This window comes from Nocardia sp. NPDC020380 (genome assembly GCF_044386975.1).
Classification (GTDB): Bacteria; Actinomycetota; Actinomycetes; order Mycobacteriales; family Mycobacteriaceae; genus Nocardia.
Window position 1 is genome coordinate 484,646 of record NZ_JBIRVQ010000004.1, and the last position, 19,664, is coordinate 504,309.

General features: G+C 67.8%; 16 protein-coding genes. 12 read left to right on the forward strand and 4 right to left on the reverse strand.

The genetic code is table 11. The features are described 5' to 3' along the window. The first annotated feature begins 208 nt into the window (after positions 1-208). From ACH438_RS13015 to ACH438_RS13060, 10 genes are all read left to right on the forward strand, one after another. Complete coding sequence (locus tag ACH438_RS13015; protein ID WP_397004882.1) at positions 209-1,492, forward strand: lipopolysaccharide biosynthesis protein; 1,284 nt, start codon at positions 209-211, stop codon at positions 1,490-1,492. After that, the gene (locus ACH438_RS13020) at positions 1,489-2,493 is read left to right on the forward strand and encodes a glycosyltransferase (RefSeq protein ID WP_397004512.1); all 1,005 of its coding nucleotides are present in this window, start codon (positions 1,489-1,491) and stop codon (positions 2,491-2,493) included. Before ACH438_RS13015 ends, ACH438_RS13020 begins: the two co-directional genes overlap by 4 nt. A gap of 88 nt (positions 2,494-2,581) precedes the next feature. Then, positions 2,582-3,958, forward strand: coding sequence for a hypothetical protein (locus ACH438_RS13025; RefSeq protein ID WP_397004514.1), 1,377 nt, complete (start codon positions 2,582-2,584; stop codon positions 3,956-3,958). Further along, on the forward strand, positions 3,949-5,250 hold the full coding sequence (locus tag ACH438_RS13030; RefSeq protein WP_397004516.1) for a Wzz/FepE/Etk N-terminal domain-containing protein: 1,302 nt from the start codon (positions 3,949-3,951) through the stop codon (positions 5,248-5,250). The genes ACH438_RS13025 and ACH438_RS13030 overlap by 10 nt, the downstream gene beginning before the upstream one ends. A 2-nt stretch (positions 5,251-5,252) precedes the next feature. After that, on the forward strand, positions 5,253-6,638 hold the full coding sequence (locus ACH438_RS13035) for a glycosyl hydrolase family 28-related protein (protein ID WP_397004518.1): 1,386 nt from the start codon (positions 5,253-5,255) through the stop codon (positions 6,636-6,638). Beyond that, a complete protein-coding gene (locus ACH438_RS13040; protein ID WP_397004520.1) occupies positions 6,635-7,822 on the forward strand; it encodes a GNAT family N-acetyltransferase in 1,188 nt (395 codons plus the stop codon). Before ACH438_RS13035 ends, ACH438_RS13040 begins: the two co-directional genes overlap by 4 nt. Beyond that, positions 7,815-9,146 carry a glutamate-1-semialdehyde 2,1-aminomutase gene (locus tag ACH438_RS13045; RefSeq protein WP_397004522.1) on the forward strand — a complete coding sequence of 444 codons (1,332 nt, stop codon included), beginning with the start codon at positions 7,815-7,817 and terminating at the stop codon, positions 9,144-9,146. The genes ACH438_RS13040 and ACH438_RS13045 overlap by 8 nt, the downstream gene beginning before the upstream one ends. Continuing rightward, the gene (locus tag ACH438_RS13050; protein ID WP_397004524.1) at positions 9,143-10,288 is read left to right on the forward strand and encodes a glycosyltransferase; all 1,146 of its coding nucleotides are present in this window, start codon (positions 9,143-9,145) and stop codon (positions 10,286-10,288) included. The genes ACH438_RS13045 and ACH438_RS13050 overlap by 4 nt, the downstream gene beginning before the upstream one ends. A gap of 70 nt (positions 10,289-10,358) precedes the next feature. Beyond that, complete coding sequence (locus tag ACH438_RS13055) at positions 10,359-11,102, forward strand: SDR family NAD(P)-dependent oxidoreductase (RefSeq protein ID WP_397004526.1); 744 nt, start codon at positions 10,359-10,361, stop codon at positions 11,100-11,102. 13 nt (positions 11,103-11,115) lie between these two features. Continuing rightward, complete coding sequence (locus tag ACH438_RS13060; RefSeq protein WP_397004528.1) at positions 11,116-11,964, forward strand: amidohydrolase family protein; 849 nt, start codon at positions 11,116-11,118, stop codon at positions 11,962-11,964. A gap of 36 nt (positions 11,965-12,000) precedes the next feature. Here the strand turns inward: ACH438_RS13060 and ACH438_RS13065 are convergent, their stop codons facing one another. Continuing rightward, a complete protein-coding gene (locus ACH438_RS13065; protein WP_397004530.1) occupies positions 12,001-12,552 on the reverse strand; it encodes a Uma2 family endonuclease in 552 nt (183 codons plus the stop codon). A gap of 466 nt (positions 12,553-13,018) precedes the next feature. Between ACH438_RS13065 and ACH438_RS13070 the strand changes: the two genes are divergently transcribed. Next, a complete protein-coding gene (locus tag ACH438_RS13070) occupies positions 13,019-15,079 on the forward strand; it encodes an SDR family oxidoreductase (RefSeq protein WP_397004532.1) in 2,061 nt (686 codons plus the stop codon). A 107-nt stretch (positions 15,080-15,186) separates the two neighbouring features. Here ACH438_RS13070 and ACH438_RS13075 read toward each other — a convergent pair whose 3' ends face one another. Continuing rightward, positions 15,187-15,840, reverse strand: coding sequence for a cutinase family protein (locus tag ACH438_RS13075; protein ID WP_397004534.1), 654 nt, complete (start codon positions 15,838-15,840; stop codon positions 15,187-15,189). 269 nt (positions 15,841-16,109) lie between these two features. Here ACH438_RS13075 and ACH438_RS13080 point away from each other — a divergent pair, with 269 nt between their 5' ends. Then, entirely contained in the window at positions 16,110-17,528 is a 1,419-nt protein-coding gene (locus tag ACH438_RS13080) for a wax ester/triacylglycerol synthase family O-acyltransferase (protein WP_397004536.1), read from the forward strand. Here the strand turns inward: ACH438_RS13080 and ACH438_RS13085 are convergent, their stop codons facing one another. Both ACH438_RS13085 and ACH438_RS13090 read right to left on the reverse strand, forming a co-directional pair. Next, entirely contained in the window at positions 17,529-18,470 is a 942-nt protein-coding gene (locus ACH438_RS13085) for an alpha/beta fold hydrolase (RefSeq protein WP_397004538.1), read from the reverse strand. A 94-nt stretch (positions 18,471-18,564) separates the two neighbouring features. Beyond that, positions 18,565-19,374, reverse strand: a complete 810-nt coding sequence (locus ACH438_RS13090) for an expansin EXLX1 family cellulose-binding protein (RefSeq protein ID WP_397004540.1) — start codon at positions 19,372-19,374, stop codon at positions 18,565-18,567. Positions 19,375-19,664: the final 290 nt, after the last annotated feature.

Consider the following 19,664-nt stretch of genomic DNA (forward strand, 5'->3'; position numbering starts at 1 on the left):
TCCCGCCTTCTACGGCGACCCGCGCCCCGGCGATACGGGGGCCTATCCAATCATCGGATCATCCGCCGACGCAGCGGCTTTCACCGATCCGCACACCCACCACCGTGACGCCACCGGTGCGTACGCCCCCTCGGGCTCGACCTCCGAACCTCCCGCGGCGCCGGCCCGCGTGGTGCATGGCAGGCATCGTAAGTCCAAGAAGAGCGGTATGGGCGGAATCGCCGCCATCATCCGCGATATCGGCCTGGTGACCTTCGGCAAGTACGGCCAGTACATCATCACGCTGGTCACCGTGCCGCTGCTGGCGCGCATGCTGGGACCGCACGGCACCGGTCTGCTGGCCATCGGAATGTCCTCGTACTTCATCGGTTCGCTCATGGTGGATCTGGGCGTGACCTCGTTCCTGGCCGCCCGGGTGCATGCCGACGATGCCAGTGACGCCGAGATCAACGGCCTGCGTGGCACGTATCTCGTCATCCGGGCCACCACCCTGTGCCTCATCGGGACGGCCTTGCTGGCGAGTCTGGCCATAGGCGTGTCACCGAAGCTGCACATGGTGCTGCTAGGTCTGTTCGCCGGTGGCTTCTGGTCGATCTCGGAGGACTGGCTGCTCATCGGGCAGGGCCGGTTCGGGTCCTCGACCATGTATCAGGGCGTTGGCCGAATCCTGTATCTGATCCTGCTGGTCGGCCTGCTACCGCGCTTCCCGAGTGCTTCGCTGGCGGTGCTGTGCCTGCTCGTCTCCTCGGTGGCCACGGTCGCCCTGACCTGGCGGGATTCCTTCCGCCACTACGGCAGACCCGCCAAACCACACGGCATGAAGGCCGTATTGCGCATGGCCGCACCGGTCTTCACCTCACGACTACTGGTCACCGGCTACGGCCAGGGCTCGGCCGCGGTGTACGGCGCGGTGCTGGAGGCGGCCTCGCTCGGTCTCTACTCCGCCGGTGACCGCCTGGTCCGGGCGATCCAGGCCACGCTCGATCCCATCGGCTTCGCCCTGCTGCCGCGCATGGCGCGGCGCCGCACCCATGATCAATTCTGGCGCAATTCGATTCAGGCGCTGGCGGCCTGCGTGACCCTGGCCTGCCTGGCGGTGATCTCGGTGTGGACGCTGGCGCCCATGCTGATCCACCTCATCTACACGCACGACTTCGACGGGGCCATCCCGATGTTGCGGGTGGAGGTGCTGATCCTGCCCGCCACCACGATCACCTCCTATGTCACCACCGCGATCCTGCCGGTCAAGCAGGACACCATCGGGGTGCTCATCGGCGCGATCATCGGCACCTGCGTGGCGCTGTGCGCACTGGCCATGGCGGTGCGCACGCAGTCGGTGTGGGCATTGGTGTACGGCACCGTTTCGGCGGAAATCAGTGTCGCACTGTGGTACATCATCCGGATGCGGTGGCTCGTGATCCGTGAACGAGCGCAGCGCCGCAGGGCGGTCGAACCGGCCGCCGTTCTGATCACCGAGGGGGACTTGGCGTGAAGATGCTCTTCGTCGGCGACGACTGGGTGGGCAGCAATGCCCGCTCCCTTGCCGACGGTTTCCGGCAGGCCGGGCACGAGGTGGTGGTGATCGATACGACGCCGGTCACCCTGCCCGCGCGGCTGTCGCCGCCTTGGGTGTACACCAAGGTCGCGAAGCAGCGCGCGCCCTGGAACGTGGCGGCCCTGCACCGCGATATCGACAGCGCCGCCGCCGCGTTCGCACCGGATGTGCTGTTCGCGTTCAAATCTGTGCATCTCGATCAGCAGCGCCTGCTCGACACCCCGGCCCGGTTGCATGTGCACTACAGCCCCGATGACGTGTCCAACCCATACAACACCAGCCCCGCGTATCTCGCACACGAAGCGCGGTGGGATCTCATCGTCACCACCAAGCGGCACAATGTCGAGGAGCTGCGGGCGCGGGGCGCGCAATCCGTGAAATTCGTTCGTAGCGCTTATGATCCGGCGCTACACCACTTGACGGCGCGGCGCCGGGCGCGCCGGTTCCTGGTCGGCTTCATCGGCGCGGTGCGCCCCGACCGGGAAGACCTGCTGGTGGCGCTGGCCCGGAAACATCAGGGCAACATGCTGTTGCGCGGTCCCGGGTGGCGGCGGGTGCGCGCGCTCTGGCAAACCGGGGCGCAGGTGGGCGGCGCGGTCTACGGTGAGCATTTCTCCGCCGCGGTCGCCGCCGTGACCGCGAACCTGGTGCTGCTCAACTCCGACAACCGTGACACCCATACCTGCCGCACCTTCGAAGTGCCCGCCGCCGGTGGGCTTTTCGTGGGCGAACGCACCGAGGAGCACGCCGAACTGCTCCAGGAAGAGGACGAATGCTTCCTGTTCTCCGGCCACGACGAACTGCACGAGATCCTCGCCCGCTGCGCCGCGCATCCCGAGCAGGCGATCAAAGTCGCCGAGGCCGGTTATCGCCGGATCATCGGCGGCGGGCACCGGTATGCCGACCGGGCCCGCGAGATCACCGCCGCGCTCGGATGATTCGGCGGTACGGACCGGTCGGGCGGCGGCGGAACTCAGGTAACAACCTGCCCCGAGGGACTGACATATACGTGATGGAGGACAGCTGATGGCCCCCGCACAATTGGAAGTCTCCCTGGTCGCCGGTGCGCTGGCGACCATTGTCGTCGCCGCGATGTACCTGCCGGGCGTGGTCCGGGTATTCCTGATCGCGCAGTCGGCGCACTGGTCGCTGTCCTATGTGGGGCGGCCGGTGGTGCTGCTGTGGGTGCAGCCGACCCCCGATTACGGTGACAATATTCCGGATCCGCGGCTGGCCGACTACGGCTACGACGGCGGCATCGCCATGGTGCTGCATCCGGTGGTGTTCGGGCTGTGGGTGTATGCGGGACTGGTGGTCGCCTATGCGGTGTGGTCGCGACTGCGCGGGCGCGACCTGGCCGCACGGCCCGTACCTTTCGCCGGCGATCCGGAGTTCACCTGGACCCTGGTGGTGCTCTACGCCCTCGGCACGCTCGGGCGGTTGGCGGCCTATGCCACCGGCACGTCGGGCAAGGCCGGAGAGCTGGAGAGCCCGAGCCCGATCATCAACCTGGTCACCATCATGGCCACGCTGGGCGCCGTCGGACTGATCGTCTTCTATCGCAACGACAGTGCCCGCACCACCATGCTCGTGGTGGGTGTGCTCACCGCCGGTGAACTGGTGTGGACCGCGATCGTGCAGTCCAAGACGCCGATCATGGGCGCCGCGCTGGCCATCGCGGTGCGCTTCGCGCTGACCGGCTGGAACCGCGTGAAAGTGATCGGGATACTCGGGATCACGGGCGTCGCCATCGGCGGCTTCGGCTGGCTGCAGTCGCTCAAGACCGATGCGGCGTCCAAGGCCGAAGCGGCTCAGGTCGATTCGCAGTATCCGGCCATCGTGCATCCGTTCCTGAGTATGCTGCGCCGCTTCGATCTGCTGGAGGCGGCCACCGATGCCTGGTTCGCCGGGCCGAGTTCCTGGCTGTCGCCGAAGGACGTTGCGGTGCATGCCTTCCAGAGTCTCATCCCCACCCAGTTGCTGGGTGCGGAGAAGTTCCGGTCCGGGGAGGCTTGGGCCGAACAGGTGCGCGGCCGGTCGGTGGACATGTCCACGGTCGAGGTCTCGCTGGCCGAGGGCAATATCAACGAGGGTTACGTGCTGGCCGGCTATCTCGGGGTGGCGATCGGGGTGACCGTCACCTTCATCTCGCTGCTGCTGTTCACGCGTGCCCTCTACAGCCGCTACCTGGCGGTGGCCATCCTGGGTCTTTCCGTCATCGAGGTGCCCGTGCTGTTCGAGCGCGGCGTGCTCGGCACGGTCGAAATGCTCGGCAAGTACCTGCAGGCCGTCGTGGTGGCCTGGCTGGTGTATCTGATCGTCGGTGAATATCGCAGACGGGTGCGAGAGCTGTCGGGGGTACCGCAACCACCCGGGAAAACGAGGACTGCGCAATGGGTTTGATCGACTTCTGGCATCTGTTCCGGCGGCGCTGGCCGATCGTGGTGGCGGCGGTGCTGGTCTGCACGGCGGCGGGGGTGGCCTACGCGCGCACGCTACCGACCGTGTACACGGCGTCCAGTTCGGTGTACGTGTCCATGGCGACCGGCACCTCGGTCAACGACTCGTATCAGGGCGGGCTGGCCGCGCAGCAGCGCGTGCGCACCTACGTGGATCTGGCGACCAGCGTCACCGTGGCCACCTACGTGCACGACCAGCTGGGATTGTCGGAGTCGGTGAACGATCTGCGCGGGCGCATCACCGCGGTCGCGCCGCCGGCCACCACCATCATCGTCATCTCGGTGCAGGACTCCACCGCGGCGGGCGCACGCATCCTGGCCGACCAGGTGGTCTCCCAATTCCGTGCGCTGGTGGCACGTCTGGAGGTGACCCAGGACAATGCCGCGCCCGCCGCCCGCGCCGAGGTGATCGACGCGGCGCAGACCCCGACCCAGCCGAGCGCACCGCAGAAGAAGCGGTACTACATTCTCGGCCTGCTGGCCGGGCTGGTGCTCGGGCTCGGCGCGGCGCTCACCCGGGACCGGCTGGACAAGCGCTTGCACACCTCCAGTGATCTGGAGGCCATTCTGCCGGTGCCGATCCTGGGCATCATCGATGACGGAAGGCCCGGCGCGGCAGGCGAACTGCGGCGGCTGCGCACCCGGCTCACCGAGGATCCCGACCGCCGCACCGTGCTGCTGACCTCCCTGTCGCCCGAATCGGAACCGGAGGTCGCCATCGGGCTGGCCCGCACCTTCGCCGATACCGGCGCGCAGGTGGTGCTGGTGGATGCCGACACCACCGGTCGCGGCTCCAGCCGCCGGGTGCCCGCGGGCGCCGGGTTCGGGCTGGCGGAACTGCTGCGCAACAATGCCGATCCCACCGCGACGGTGTCGGACTGGCCGGAGACCGGCATCGCCGTACTGCCCATCGGCGGCATCGATCTGAACACGCCGGATCTGCTCGACTCCGATCGCTTCGGGGAGATTCTCGCCAAGCTGACCGCCGACTTCGACCATGTGATCGTGGAGGCCGCACCGGTGACCGCGGCGGCCGACGCCATCGCGCTGGCGCGGCGCTGCGATGCCGCCATCGGCGTGGTGGAGCTGGGCCACACCACCGTGCCGCAGGTGCGCGGCGCGCTGGCCACTTTCGGGCGCGAGAACAAGCGGCTCATCGGTGCGGTGGTGTTCTCACGCGCGCCCGGTGGTTTCCGGCACGCGGTGCGGCATCCACTGACACTGGTCCGGCGGTGACGATGCACGACGGGGGTACCGGAGATGACAAGCAGGGAGAACGCCTGCGGCGCAGGCGGATCCTGTCCGCGGGCTTCGGGGCGGCGGCCGTGCTGCCGCTCGCAGTGGCCTGCGGAGCCAAGGATTCCGGCAGCGGCATCGAATTCCGGTCCCCGCACGTGACCGATCAGCCCGCGGCCCGCAATATTCGCGACTTCGGCGGGGTCGGCGACGGGAAGGCCGATGACACGGCCGCCTTCGCCGCCGTCGCCGCGGTCGGCGATCGGCCGCTGGTCATCTACATCCCGGCCGGGCAGTACAACGTGAAACGCTTTCCGGCGCTACCGGATTACGCCACCGTGCTGGGTGACGGCGCGGACGTCACGATGATCAACTACGACGGCAACGGCACGCTGATCGAGTTACAGCGCCGGCAGCGGGTCCGGTTCTCCCGCATCGGCTTCTATCTCTCCGGTCCCACCGCCACGGCGGTGCGGCTCTCGAACTGCTTCCGCTGCACCTTCGATCAGGTCGTGCTGCGCGGTAATCATCTCAGCGACAATGCCCCGCGCTTCGTACAGCAGCGCGGACTGGTGCTGGATCAGAACACCGGCGGCACCGCCGTGATCAATTGCGATATCAACAACTTCGGCTACGGGCTCGTCACCTCGTGCATCCAGAACTATGTGACGGCCTCGAAGTTCACCAACAACCACATCAGCGTGCTCGGTACCGGCGGCGATCACAATGCCGGATTGGCCCTGGCCAATGTGGAATTCGTGTCCGACACCGACCCCAAGACGACCGACCGGCACATTCTGGTGGACGGCCCCGCCAACGACTGGTGGCTGACCAATGTGTGGTTCGAGGGCGCCGACACCGCGCTGTCCATCGGCGGCAACGCGGGCGGACCGGCGCAATTCGGGATGGTCAACTGCAAGGTGGCCGCGCGATCGGTGTGCCTGGACCTGATCTATTGCCGCCAGCCGTATCTGGCGAATGTGCAGTTCGATCCGGATCTGGAGACGCCGCCGGTCGAGGTGCGGGTCGACGGCAAGAACGTGCCCGAGGGCACCGCCATCAATCTCGTCTCCGGATCGTTCGACGATGTCGATCCGAAGGCCTTTCCGGACGGCTGGCATGTGATCGGACGCGGGGCGATTCACGGGGCACGGTTCGCGGGCACCATGGTGGCGCAGGCCACGACCGCCGATACCGACATCTTCCAGGCGCAGGATCCGGGCGGCGGCGTACAGTCCGCCATTCTCGGCAGCGGCGCCTTTCTGTCCGATCGCACCGAAGGGGGAATCGTGCTGAAGGATTCGGCGGGTACATATTGGCGGCTGTCGGTGGGGACCGACGGCTCGGTCAAGACCTCGTCGCTGGGCAAGCAGCGACCGCACTCGTGAGCCCCGGTCTCGCGCGGAGACAACTGGGTCCCGCCCAATTACACGGCTGCACACTGGTGCTGCGCCCGCCCCGCTTCTCGGATTTCGCGCAATGGCGGCGACTGCGGCTGCACGACCGCAAGCTCATCGAGCCGTTCTGGCATTCCTCACCGCTCACCTGGGCCGAGCGGCACACCGAGAGGCACTGGGTGCGTGAGGTTCTCGAGACCCGGGCCTTCGCGCGCGAGGGCAAGCGGCTGGCCACCGTCATCGAGATCGACGGGCGCTTCGCCGGGCAGGTCGAGATCGGCAGCATCGATCCGCAACTCCGGCAGGGCGAGATGGGGATCTGGATCGACGCCGCCCTGGCCCGGCACGGATTCGGCGGTCTCGCAGCGGGTTTGATCCTGGACTTCGGCTTCGACACGCTCGGCCTGGAGCGCATCATCGCGCCCATCTCACCGGCCAATATCGCGGCCGCGGCCGGAGCCATGGAGATGGGATTCGTGCCCGAGGCGCGGATGGCACAGCATTTCGACGTGGGCGGGCAGCGCACCGATCATCTGCTCTACGCCGTGACGCGGGCGGAGTTGCCGCCCAAGGGATTCACCGATATGTGGCTCGAGCGCATGCTCGACCGGGACGACGAACCACCGCGACTCGGCATCCCCATCCTCTACGAAACGCCCGGCACCGCAGCCGTTCTCGGCGTCTCCGCGCGGTTCCGCGCCGGGCAGCTGCGGCGTGCGGTGCAGCGGGTGCTGCCCGCCGTCCCGGTGAGCCTGCCGTTGCCCGGCTATCCCCGTGCGCGCCTGCGCAGTCCGCTCGTCTCGACCGGGCCGCGCTCCCCCGAGGGACTGCTCTTCCACCTCGAGGTCGACGGGCGGAAGGCCGGGGAGGCCCGGCTGCTCGATCTCGACCTGTTCGATCGCCATGCCCGGATGCAGATCCGGGCCGATCCCGCCCGCGCCGACGACGGCGTCCGCCTGGCGGCCACCCGGGCCCTGCTGGACCACGCGGTCCACGGTCTCGGACTGTTCCGGGTGTATTCGGCGATTCCCGCCGGGGACACCGAATCCGCAGCGGTCGCCGCACGCGCGGGACTGCTAGAGGAGGGAATCATGCGCAGCTACATCGGACTCGACGGAAGCCGCGGTGACCACGCCCTGTGGGCCGTGACGGCCGGGGGTGAGCACCGTGCGTAAATTCGCTCGCAGCAACAAGATTCAGGACCGGCTGCACCGTCTCGTACCCGGCGGCGCGCACACCTACGCGCGCGGCGCCGATCAGTATCCGGAGGGCATGGCCCCGATCCTGGTGCGCGGCCACGGCGCCCGGGTGTGGGATCGCGACGGCAACGAATACGTCGAATACGGGATGGGGTTGCGCTCGGTCACCCTCGGGCACGGGTACGCACCCGTCGTGGACGCCGTCGCGCGGACCATTGCCGACGGGGTCAGCTTCTCCCGGCCCACCGAGCTGGAACTGCTTGCGGCACAGGATTTCCTGGAACTGGTGCCCGGCGCGGACATGGTGAAGTTCGCCAAGAACGGTTCCGATGCCACCACCGCCGCGGTGCGCCTGGCCCGCGCCGTCACCGGGCGCGAGACGGCGGCCGTCTGCAATCAGCCGTTCTTCTCGGTCGACGACTGGTTCATCGGGACCACCGAGATGAACGCGGGCATCCCGAGCGTCTCGACGGTGTCGTTCCGCTACAACGATCTCGGCTCGCTGGCCGAGGTGCTGGAATCCGAGCAGGTGGCCTGCGTCGTGCTGGAACAGGCCACGGCGCTGGCCGAACCGCAGCCCGGCTTCCTGGAAGGCGTACGCGGGCTCTGCAACCGGCACGGGGCGCTGCTGGTCTTCGACGAGATGATCACCGGATTCCGCTGGGCCGCGGGCGGGGCCCAGCACGTGTACGGCGTGCGGCCCGACCTGTCCTGCTGGGGCAAGGCCATGGGCAACGGTTTTCCCGTCTCGGCGCTGGCGGGCAAACGCGAGTACATGGAGCTGGGCGGTCTGCGCACCGATGCGGACCGGGTCTTCCTGCTCTCGACCACGCACGGCCCCGAGACCGCCTCCCTGGCCGCCTTCCGTGCGGTCGTGCACGCCTACCGGACCACCGATCCGGTCGCGCGCATGGAGGCCGCGGGCCGCCGCCTGGCCGACGGCGTGAATGCCATTGCCGCGGCACTGGGTATCGCCGACCACCTCCAGGTCGTCGGCCGCCCGTCCTGCCTGATCTTCCTCACCAAGGACGCCGACGGCCACCCCTCCCAGCCCTACCGCACTCTGTTCCTGCAGGAACTCCTGGAGCGCGGCGTGCTCGGCCAGTCCTTCGTCACCTCCTCCGCCCACACCGACGCCGATATCGACCACACCCTCGACGCGTGTCACGACGCCGCCACCATCTACCGCAAGGCCCTCGAAAGCGGCACGGTCGACGGCCTTCTGCGCGGCCGTCCGGTAGCCCCGGCCCTGCGCCGCATCGCCGCTCCCCGCCGCCTCCCGGACGGCGCCGGCCGATGACCGCGAGCCGGATTGCCATCGTGCACGAGCGATTCACCGAGTACGGCGGCTCCGAGGCGGTGATCGCCGAGTTCATGAAGACCTGGCCCGGCGCGCCGGTGTTCGCGCCGATCGTCGAGGAGGACTGCACACGCAGCCTTTTCGCGGCCGTTCGCGACGGATCGCCTGCCGCCGAAGTAGCCCCCGTACGCGATACGTGGCTTTCGCGGGCGCACATCGCATCCGGGCGGCGGTCGCACGCACCGCTGCTGCCGTTCGTGCCGCGGGCATTGCGCGGGCTGCCCTTGCGCGGAGAGTACGACGCCGTGGTGATCAGCCATCACGCCTTCGCCACGCAGGCGGCGCTGGCGACGGACGCACCGGTGATCGCCTACGTGCACAGTCCAGCTCGGTGGGCCTGGGACAAGGAGTTCCGGCAGCGGGAGGCCGGGGGCCGCGCCGGGCAGCTGGCATTGACCGCGCTGGGGCAGCTGGCGCGGCGCAGTGAGCTGCGGGCGGCGCCGCGGCTGACGCATGTGGTGGCCAATTCGCAGGCGGTGGCCAAGCGGGTGCAGGACTGGTGGGGATTGCCCGCCTCGGTGGTGAATCCGCCTGTGCGCGTGGAGCGTTTCACGCCGGATCCGGCCGTGGAACGGGAGGACTTCTTCCTCCTCGCGGGCCGGCTGGTGCCCTACAAGCGGCCCGATCTCGCCATTGCGGCGGCACGACGGGCCGGGGTGCGGCTGATCGTGCTGGGCGACGGCCGGTTTCGCAAGCAGCTGGAATCGCTCGCCGGCCCGGAGACCACCTTCCTGGGCGCGGCCTCCGACGAGGTGCTGCTCGATATGTACCGCCGCTGCCGGGCCTTGCTCATGCCGGGCATCGAGGACTTCGGCATCGTGCCGGTGGAGGCGATGGCCTGTGGCGCACCGGTGCTGGCGGTCGGGGCGGGCGGCGCCCTCGATACCGTGATTCCCGGCATATCCGGCGAGCATGTCACACCCGGCGGCGACGAAGCCGTGATCGCCGGATTCGCCCGTATCATGCGGGAATTCGACCCTGCGGCATACCCGCGGGAGACCATCCGCAAACACGCCATCGGCTTCTCCCCGGAGGTGTTCCGCAGCCGGATTGCGGACATTGTGTCGCGCAACTGCCGCTGAACGACTATTCATGGAATTCGACGTATTTCGTGAATAGCGAACAGCATGGACAGCGGAACAGGGTGAGGCAGTGGGTGGCGGGAGCGTGGGCCGGGCACTGGTGACCGGCGGCGCCGGCGATATCGGCCGCGCGGTGGCAAAGCACCTGACGCGGGCGGGATGCGAGGTGATCATCGCCGATCTGGATTCGGATGCGGCGCAACAGGTCGCGGGCGAACTCGGCCCCGCGGCTACGGCCTGCCATCTGGATCTCGGCGATCCGGACAGCATCGAGGCGACAGCCACCGCCGTGCTCGCGGGCAGCGGGCTGTCGGCGCTGGTGCACTGCGCGGGTGCGGCCATCGTGGAGCCCTTCCTCGACAGCAAGCCCGAACACTGGGATCTCATGATCCGGGTGAACCTGCGCGGGCCCATGCTGCTCACCCAGCGACTGCTGCCGGCCCTGCAGGAAACCGCCTCCGCGCGCATAGTTTTCGTCTCCTCGGACGGCGCCCGCGCCGGCGCCGCCGGGGAAGCCGCCTATGCCGCATCCAAATCCGGGCTGTTCGGGTTCGCCAAATCGCTCGCCCGCGAGGTCGCACGGCATGATGTCACCGTGAATGTGGTGTGCCCGGGCCCGATCGAGGGACGCATGGTCGCCCGCACCATGGCGGACCACCCCGGCAATCTGGACGCCCTGCAGCGCGCCATCCCCATGAAACGTCTCGGACAACCGGAGGAAGTCGCCGCCCTCATCGCGTGGCTGGCGAGCCCGGAAGCCAGCTACATCACCGGCCAGCTGATCAGCGTCAGCGGCGGCATCACCATGCACTAGGAGCGGCCCCCTCATGACCAAGAACCCGATAGTCGACGCCCACCTTCATCTCTGGGATATCACCGCGCACCCGTGGTATCCCGGCCTGACGCGGTTCCGTCCCGAGATCGCGGTGAACTTCCTGCTCGACGACTACGACCGCGCTGCCGGCGACACCACGGTGTCGGCCCTCGTACACGTCTCGGCGACCTCCACACCGCACGCCTACCTCGACGAAACCCGCTGGGTGGACGAGCTGGCCACCGCCGCCGGCCGCACCCTCGTCTCGATCGGCACCGTCGATCCCACGCTCCCGCGACCGGAACTGCTCGATCACCTCGAACGGCAGTCCCGCTCACCACGATTCCGCGGCGTCCGGGTCTTCGCGGGCCTGTCCCCCAACACCCCTGCGGCGGATGCGATAGCGAGCTGGCTCCAGGACCGCGATGCCGTCTTCGACCTGGTGACCCGCCCCGACGACATGCTGGACTGGATCGACTTCCTGGCCGGCTACCCGAAGCTGCGCGTGGTCCTCGAACATCTCGGCATGCCCCGCAGCACCGAGCCCGACGACCGCGCCGCCTGGCACAACGCACTCTCCTTGGCCGCCAAGGAAACCCAGTGGCTGTGCAAACTCTCCGGCCTCGGCCTCATCTGCCCCGACCTATCCTGGCCCACCCTCGAATACTGGCTCGAATCCAGCGTCCACCTCTGGGGCTGGCGCCGCCTCATGTTCGGCTCCAATATGCCCGTCGACTCCACCGCCGGCACCTACACCGACCTGATCGCCACGGTCGACCGCATGGTCACCGCGGACGCCACCGACCAGGAGGCCGCCTTCTTCTACCGCACCAACGCTACCGACACCTACCGCATCTCATGAAACACGCCACGGATATCGCCGATTGGATCGGTGGGTTCAGGAGGCGCTGAGCTGGGAGACGAGGCGGCTGCCGGTGAGTTTGTATTCGGAGCCGGTGAGTTCGTACATGCTGACGAAGCCGTCGAGGTCGTCGGATTCGGTGTCGCCGCGGATGATCCAGTAGTGCTGGATGCCGAGCATGGCGTAGACGCGGAGTTTGTCGATGGCCTCGCGGACCTGGGTGGGCTGCCAGACGGCTTCGACGACCGCGAACAGGCTCGACGGGTCGTGGGTGGTGCTGTGCTTGCCGGGCTGGTGGCCCGGCTGGAAGACGACGCCGTCGGCGACGAAGTTGTGGTGGCCGGTGTCGCCGCGGGCGAAGCCGCTGTCGGCGATGTACTGGTCGCCGGCGATCTCATAGCCGTGGCTGCGCCAGAACTCGAGCACGCAGAACACGATCCGGGAGTACCAGAACGTCACGGGCATGAGGCTCAGCTCCAATCGGCCGGATCGCAGTTCCCACGCCCAGCCGCGGGGCACCAGCGGCAGGGCTTCGAATTCGGCGCGGGTGCGTACGCCCGTGAGCGGTAGATCGAGCTGTTCGCGCACGGCTCCCTCCGGTGGTTCGCACGCCGACAAGACTGGAACACCATAACCTCACATTTGCCGGGCGAGTCTTTCACCAGCAGTTTTGCCGGTCAGCAGGGCGATTCGGGCGGATGCCGGACCGCCGTCCCTCCGCGATCATCCGGCAAACGCGAGTGACCTGGTGCACAGCAGGCCCAACCGGTTAGCTGGCGAATTGCCTACTGCACCTTCCGGTTACACGAAAACCCTTGTTACACATAACAACTGAGATAGCGGCGAGGTGACCATTCACACACCGGTCAGAGGCTGGTTTCGGTTGTACGGCAAACCTGGCGCCCGTAAAGTTACTCATCAGTTAGGCACGAGGATGTTCCTACCCTCGGCCCGACTTCTGCTAAGGGGGCCGATCACTTCACGTCCGCATCCACCGACGCATGTCGGACGAACAACGTTGGGCACCAACACGTTCGTTATTAAGGAGGGGACGATGGTTTCCTACATCGTCACGGGCGGCACCGGGTTCCTGGGCCGTCGCGTCGTCGCCGCGCTGCTGGAGCGCGATCCACAGGCCGTGATCCACGCACTGGTCCGCGAGGCATCGGTCGCGAAACTGCGGGAGATGGCGGCCGGCTGGGGGGCCGAGGATCGCGTCTTCCCGCTGGTCGGCGATCTCGCCGCGCCGAGCCTGGGACTGCAGGGGGTCGAGGAGCTCGGCTACGCGGGCGCCGCGCCGCACGCCGATCACGTCGTGCACCTCGGCGCGGTCTACGACATGACCGCCGATGAAGAGGTCACCTACGCCGCCAATGTCGCGGGCACCCGCGCGGTGGTCGACCTGAGCCGCGCCATCGGCGCCATGCTGCACCACGTCTCGTCGGTCGCCGTGGCCGGCGATCACAAGGGCAAGTTCTTCGAGGACGACTTCGATCTGGGCCAGGGCCTGCACTCGCCCTATCACCGCACCAAGTTCGAGGGCGAGAAGCTGGTGCGCGAGGCCGCGGGCCTGCGCTGGCGGGTGTACCGCCCGGCCATCGTGGTCGGCGATTCGCAGACCGGTGAGATGGACAAGATCGACGGTCCGTACTACTTCTTCCCCGCCATCGCGGGCCTGAGCGCGCTGCCGGCCGAACTGCCCATCCCGCTGCCGGATCTGGGCGCCACCAATATCGTTCCGGTGGATTACGTGGTCGCGGCCATGGTCGAGCTGATCAACAAGCCGGGGCTGGCAGGCCGCACCTTCCACCTGACCAACCCGGAGCCGCAGCCGTTCACCGAGATCTACAACGCGCTGGCCCGGGCGGCCGGTGCGCCGACCGCCGCGGTCACGCTGCCGGGCTCGCATGCCGCGCTGCACGCGCTGGGCGGGCTGCCCGGCGTGCCCACCGTGCGTGATTTCCTGTTGGAGCGCTTCGGCATTCCCGCCGAGGTGGCCCCGCACACCGCCTTCGAATCGGAGTTCGTCTCCGAGTCGACCCGGGCGCAGCTGCGCGGCACCGGCATCGAGGTACCGCCCTTCGAGGACTACGCCGCCACGCTGTGGAAGTACTGGCGCGCCAATCTCGATCCGGATCGCGCCCGCCGCGTCGACGGCGAACGCCTGGAGGGCCGCATCGTCCTGATCACCGGCGCCTCCACCGGCATCGGCCTGGCCACCGCGCACGCGGTCGCCAAGCGCGGCGCCACCGTGCTCATGGTGGCGCGGACGCCGGAGGATCTGGAGGCCGCCGCGGCCGAGGTGCGCGCGGAAAGCGGTGCGGCGCAGGCGTACACGTGCGATATCACCGATGAGAAGTCGGTGGAGTTGCTCGTCAAGCAGGTGCTCGCGGATTACGGGCATGTCGATTACGTGGTGAACAATGCCGGCCGGTCCATCCGGCGCTCGGTGCTGAACTCCACCGACCGCATGCACGACTTCGAGCGGACCATGGCGGTCAACTACTTCGGCGCCGTGCGGTTGATCCTCGCGCTGCTGCCGTCCATGCGGGAGCGCCGCTTCGGGCATTTCGTGAACATCTCTTCCATTGCCGTACAGACCAAGGTGCCGCGCTTCGCCGCGTACGTGGCGAGCAAGTCGGCGCTGGACAACTTCAGCGAGATCGCCGCGGTCGAGAACGCAGATGCGGGAATCACTTTCACCTCGGTGCGGATGCCGCTGGTGCGCACGGCCATGATCGCGCCGACGGATCTGTACAAGTCGATTCCGGTGCACTCGCCCGAGATGGCCGCCGATATCGTGGTGCGCGCGCTGGAGCACCGGCCCAGCCGGATCGACACGCCCATCGGCACGTTCGCGCAGTTCGTCGACACGGTGATGCCGTCGGTCAAGCGCGCGATCCTGGCGCAGGGTTTCCGGATGTTCGGTGAGTCCAAGGCCGCCAAGCCCGGCGTCGTCCCGGTGCCCGAGGGGACCGAGCCGGCCGTGGAGGTCGTCGAGAAGCGCGAATCCCGCAGCCCGCTGCTGGCGCTCGCGCCGATCGTGCAGCCGCTCATGGGCCTGCCCGCCCCGGCGGCGCGGTTCACCAACCGCATCCCGGGCCTGCACTGGTAGTCCCGGCGGCGTAAGTCATTGCACCACACGGAAATCAGCCCGGCGAGCGTACTCGCCGGGCTGATTCCCTTCGGGGATGCCCCTCCCCTGGCTCGGATGAGCTGCGCTCAGACGTGGGCCGCGGCGAAGTTCGCCGCCATGCCCAGATCGCTCGCGTAGGCGGTGTGCTGACTCGCGTCCACGCCGCCGCCGCAGATGGGATCGCCTGCCATGCACCAGTCTCCGGTGCGGCCGAGGAACTGATCCGGCACGCTCCAGCCCAGCGCCCGCATGGGGTCACCGAACAGCAGGATGGCCGCCACCTTGTCGCCGAGGTAGTCGGGCAGCTGCACCCGTCCCGGGTACCAGGCGACCACGCCGGTGCCCAGCGCGGCGTGCACGACGGCCGCACCTTGCGAGTAGCCGACCAGGATGAACCGCTGCGCCGGGCAGGAAGCCGCCTGCGCCGTCAGGTGATTCACCAGATCAGCGCTGCCCGCGCCGATATTGAAGGTGAGGTCCGCCGGGTAGTTGACGGGGTACGCATCGGTGGAGACACCCAGCCGATCCTGCAATATGCCGTACAGCGGATCCCCGACTTCACTGCCGAGGTAGCCGGGTTCGCCCGTGCCGCGTGCCACCACCACGTCGATGTCCGCGCACGAGTCCGCGCGGGCCTGCGGTAGCGGGAAGACGAACACACTCGCCACTAGTAAGGCGAGGGCGACGAACACCCAAGCTATACGCCATTTTCCAGACAGCAACACCTTCCGGTCGCCCATTGTTCTCACCCTCTCACGCCGTTGTGAGAAGCTCGGTGACTCTTGTCAGTGACAAGAGACGCATCACCGGGCCATGTGACCCAAGGTAAAGACGACCTGAGGTGGCGGCAACGAGTTCCACTGGAGAGATACCCAATCGGAGCCCAACCGTATCCCATTCAAACTTGTTATCTACAAGCTACTTTGAGGCAACGGAGTGGATACGGATGGGATCGGGACCACACCGCGAACCGCGCGCAATGTAGAACCAGTTCTCATAGGGTGTTGGTATGGAACGACTTACAGGGCTCGACGCGAGCTTCCTCTATCTCGAAACAGACACTCAACTCCTGCACGTCTGTGCACTGCTGATACTCGACCCCGCCGCGGACGGTGTGGAATTCGATCACGAAGTCTTCAAAGCCGAGCTCGGCCGCCGATTACCGCTCATTCCGGCCATGACCCGGAAGCTGCACGCGGTGCCGCTGAACCTGGATCATCCCGTGTGGGTGCGGGATTCGAAGTTCGATCTGGACTACCACGTGCGCCGCGTCGGCCTGCCCACGCCGGGCGGGCACCGCGAACTCGCGGAGATGGTGGCCGACATCGCGAGCCGCCCGCTGGACCGGACCCGCCCGCTCTGGGAGATGTGGCTGGTGGAAGGGCTTTCCAATGGCCGGGTGGCGGTCGTGTCGAAGTACCATCACGCCATCGTCGACGGCATCACCGGCACCAATATGATGATGCACCTGTGCGACACCCAGCCGGGCTTCACCGTCGGCGCGCCCGCCGAACCCGTTGCGGCCGAGCCGGAACCCAATGATCTGCTGCTGGCGGGCGAGGCGCTGGCCAAGTTCCCCGGCCGTCTGGGATTGGTCGGCATGGTGCCCAAAACCCTTGGCATACTGGGCAGTCTGGTGCAACGGCGCCGTGGCGACGGACCGCGCGGTATGCCGCTGCCGTTCACCGCGCCGCGCACGCCGTTCAATGGGGCAATCACGCGGCATCGCGCCGTCTCCTTCGTCCAGACCGAGCTGTCCGATGTCAAAGAGATAAAGACGGCATTCGGCGTGAAGGTCAACGATGTGGTGCTGGCCGTGGTCGGCGGCGCGCTGCGCAGCTACCTCGAGGCACACGACGAATTGCCCCAAACCTCGCTCATGGCCTCGGTTCCGGTGTCCACCCACGACACCTCACGGCACGAGGCGGGCACCAACAAGGTGTCCACCATCTTCGCGCGGCTCTACACCGAGATCGAGGATCCGGTGGCGCGCGTGCTGGCGATCGCCGAGGACAGCCGCGGCGCCAAGGAGGAACACAACCTCATCGGCGCCGACTTCCTGCAGGACTGGGCGAAGTACGCGCCGCCCAACACCTTCCAGCTGGCCGCCCGCGCCTACTCGTCACTGAAGCTCGCCGAGCATCACCCGGTGGTGCACAACCTGGTCGTATCGAACGTGCCGGGCCCCGACTTCCCCATGTATTTCCTGGGGGTGCGGGTGTCCTCGATGTATCCGTTCGGTCCCGTCTTCCACGGTGCGGGGCTGACCGCCACGGTCATCTCCAATAACGGCAACCTCGACTTCGGCTTCATCGCCTGCAAGGAACTGGTGCCCGATGTCGAGCAGATCGCCGACGCCGTGCCCGAGGTGATCACCGAGCTGCTCAAGGCGGCCCGGGAGAAGACCGGACCGCGCGAGCAGCACTAGCTACTGCCGCTCCACGACCGCCGCAATGGCCTCGAGGAACACCGGGACAAAGACGTCCGCCTCGAGTGCACAGGCCGCGTGACCGGCCCGGGCGAGGAAGATCTCCGCTCCCGGAATCAGTTTCGCCATCTCCAGCTGACGAAAGACGGGCAAGGCCCGATCCCGCGTGGTGATCACCACGGCCGTCGGCACTTTCAGCGTCGGGAGCCATTCCGACGAATCGAACTGTCCCAGCACCACCAGGGCCTGCGCCAGCGCCCACCCACTGGTGGCGCGGAATTCCGCCATGGCCCAGCGATCCAGCCGGCCCACCGGCCACGAGGATTCCGGCAAGGCCGGCAGCTTGTCCCGCCGCAATTCCGCACGGCGGAAGGACCATTCGGAGAAAGTCGTCGCCATGGCCGCCCAGCCACGATGGAACGCCCGCTCCCGCCACTTCTCCTGGAAGCGATAGGTCGTCGCGGCGAGCACCAGCCCGCCCACGCGATCCGGATGCCGATGCGCCACCAACTGCGCGACCACGCCGCCCATGGAGTACCCGGCCAGAATCGGCCGCTGCACCCCGATCACATCGGCCACGGCGACCACGTCATCGGCGAGATCATCGAGATCGAAACGCTCGGAACGAATCCCGTGCCCGTGCCAGCGCTGATCGAACAGCACCACGCGATACCGATCGTTGAGTTCGCGCAGCGACGGGAACCAGTTCAGCATGGCCGTGGTGGCCATGCCGTGCAGCAGCAGGACGGTCGGCGAATCCGCCCGCGGCCCCGGCAGATCCACCACATAGGTGCTGCCCCCACGCCCCGGCAGCTCCACCATCTTGCCCGAGGGCACCGCGGTGAGCCGCGTGATCCGCGGCGAGAGCCGACGTCCCCGCCGGCCGTTGCCGTACTCCCCGGTGGTGTGATCCGTGGACAGGTCCACGCTGCGGTCCGTCATCGAAGGCCTCCCGGCGCGCCGCCCCCTGCGGGCGAAAGTGGAACACGTTCCACCTGATGATGCCACACCCGCGCGGTGCGGTCCGGGGCAGGCGCTAGTCCTTGCAGTCGGACGGGGCGGGCATGACGGTGGTGACGACCACCGGTGAGGGCGGCGGGGCGGGAGTTGTCGGTGGGACGGGGGCGGGATCGTTGTAGAGGCGAATTCCGGTCTGCTGCACCTGCCCCGGGGTGATCGCCACGCCCGGGATCAGGGCCGCGTGGCCGTAGGCGTCGGTGACGCGAATGGTGAACGGGCCCGCGCCGGCGCCGGAGAGCGTCCAATAGTTGTCGTAGCCGCGGCGCATGGGGAGCCAGTCGGTGCCGCCGGGGCGTTGCAGATCCACCTGATTGATCGGATTGCCGGTGCCGGACACCAGCAGGCCCAGCCAGTCCGCGGAGGAGCTCTGCTGGACGCGGTAATAGAGCTGTGGCGCGGGACTGGGGTCGTGCACGGCGGTGATGCGGATCGGGACCACGCCGTCGGCAGTATTGGCGATGGCCGCGAAAGCCGTACGGCTCAAATCGTATTGGTGCGGTGGACAGCCCGGGCAGCGGTCCACGATCTGGGCGCGCACGCTGCCGAGCGGGCCGTCGATGTTCACATACGAACCGCACGGTGCGGATCCGGCGTACTCGTCGGTGGGCACGCCCACGTAGTAGCCGTCCAGCGGCAGATCGGGCAGGGAGCAGGCCACGCCTTGACTGAAGGCGTAGAACCGCGCCTGACCCTGCACCGTGGGCGCGGGCGCGACCGGTGGAACCTGCTGTGTGGTAGCCGAACTCGGCGGTGTCGGCGCGGGCAGGGTGACCACCGTGGTCACCGGTTCGGCATTGCGGCAGGACACCGGCTGCGGCCGAATCATCCAGCTCACCCCCGCTACCAATACCGCTGCCGCGAGCGCCGTCCACAACCATGGCCTGCCAGTGCGGACCTCTTCGTGTCCCGTGCGGTGCATGGCCGGTCCCCAACCTCCGAATTGCGGTTTGCTGAAGCGATGCTGGAACTACAATCAGGAAAGCAGCCGCTGCCGTTACGCAGGGCGCGAATCGGAAACTCGCAATGAAAAACTCGGCGTGTTGGGCGGTGTGTCTCGAATGTAGAACCGGGACGCGTGATTCCGCCGTATCTCCTGACGTCCCCACCTCAGGAAGC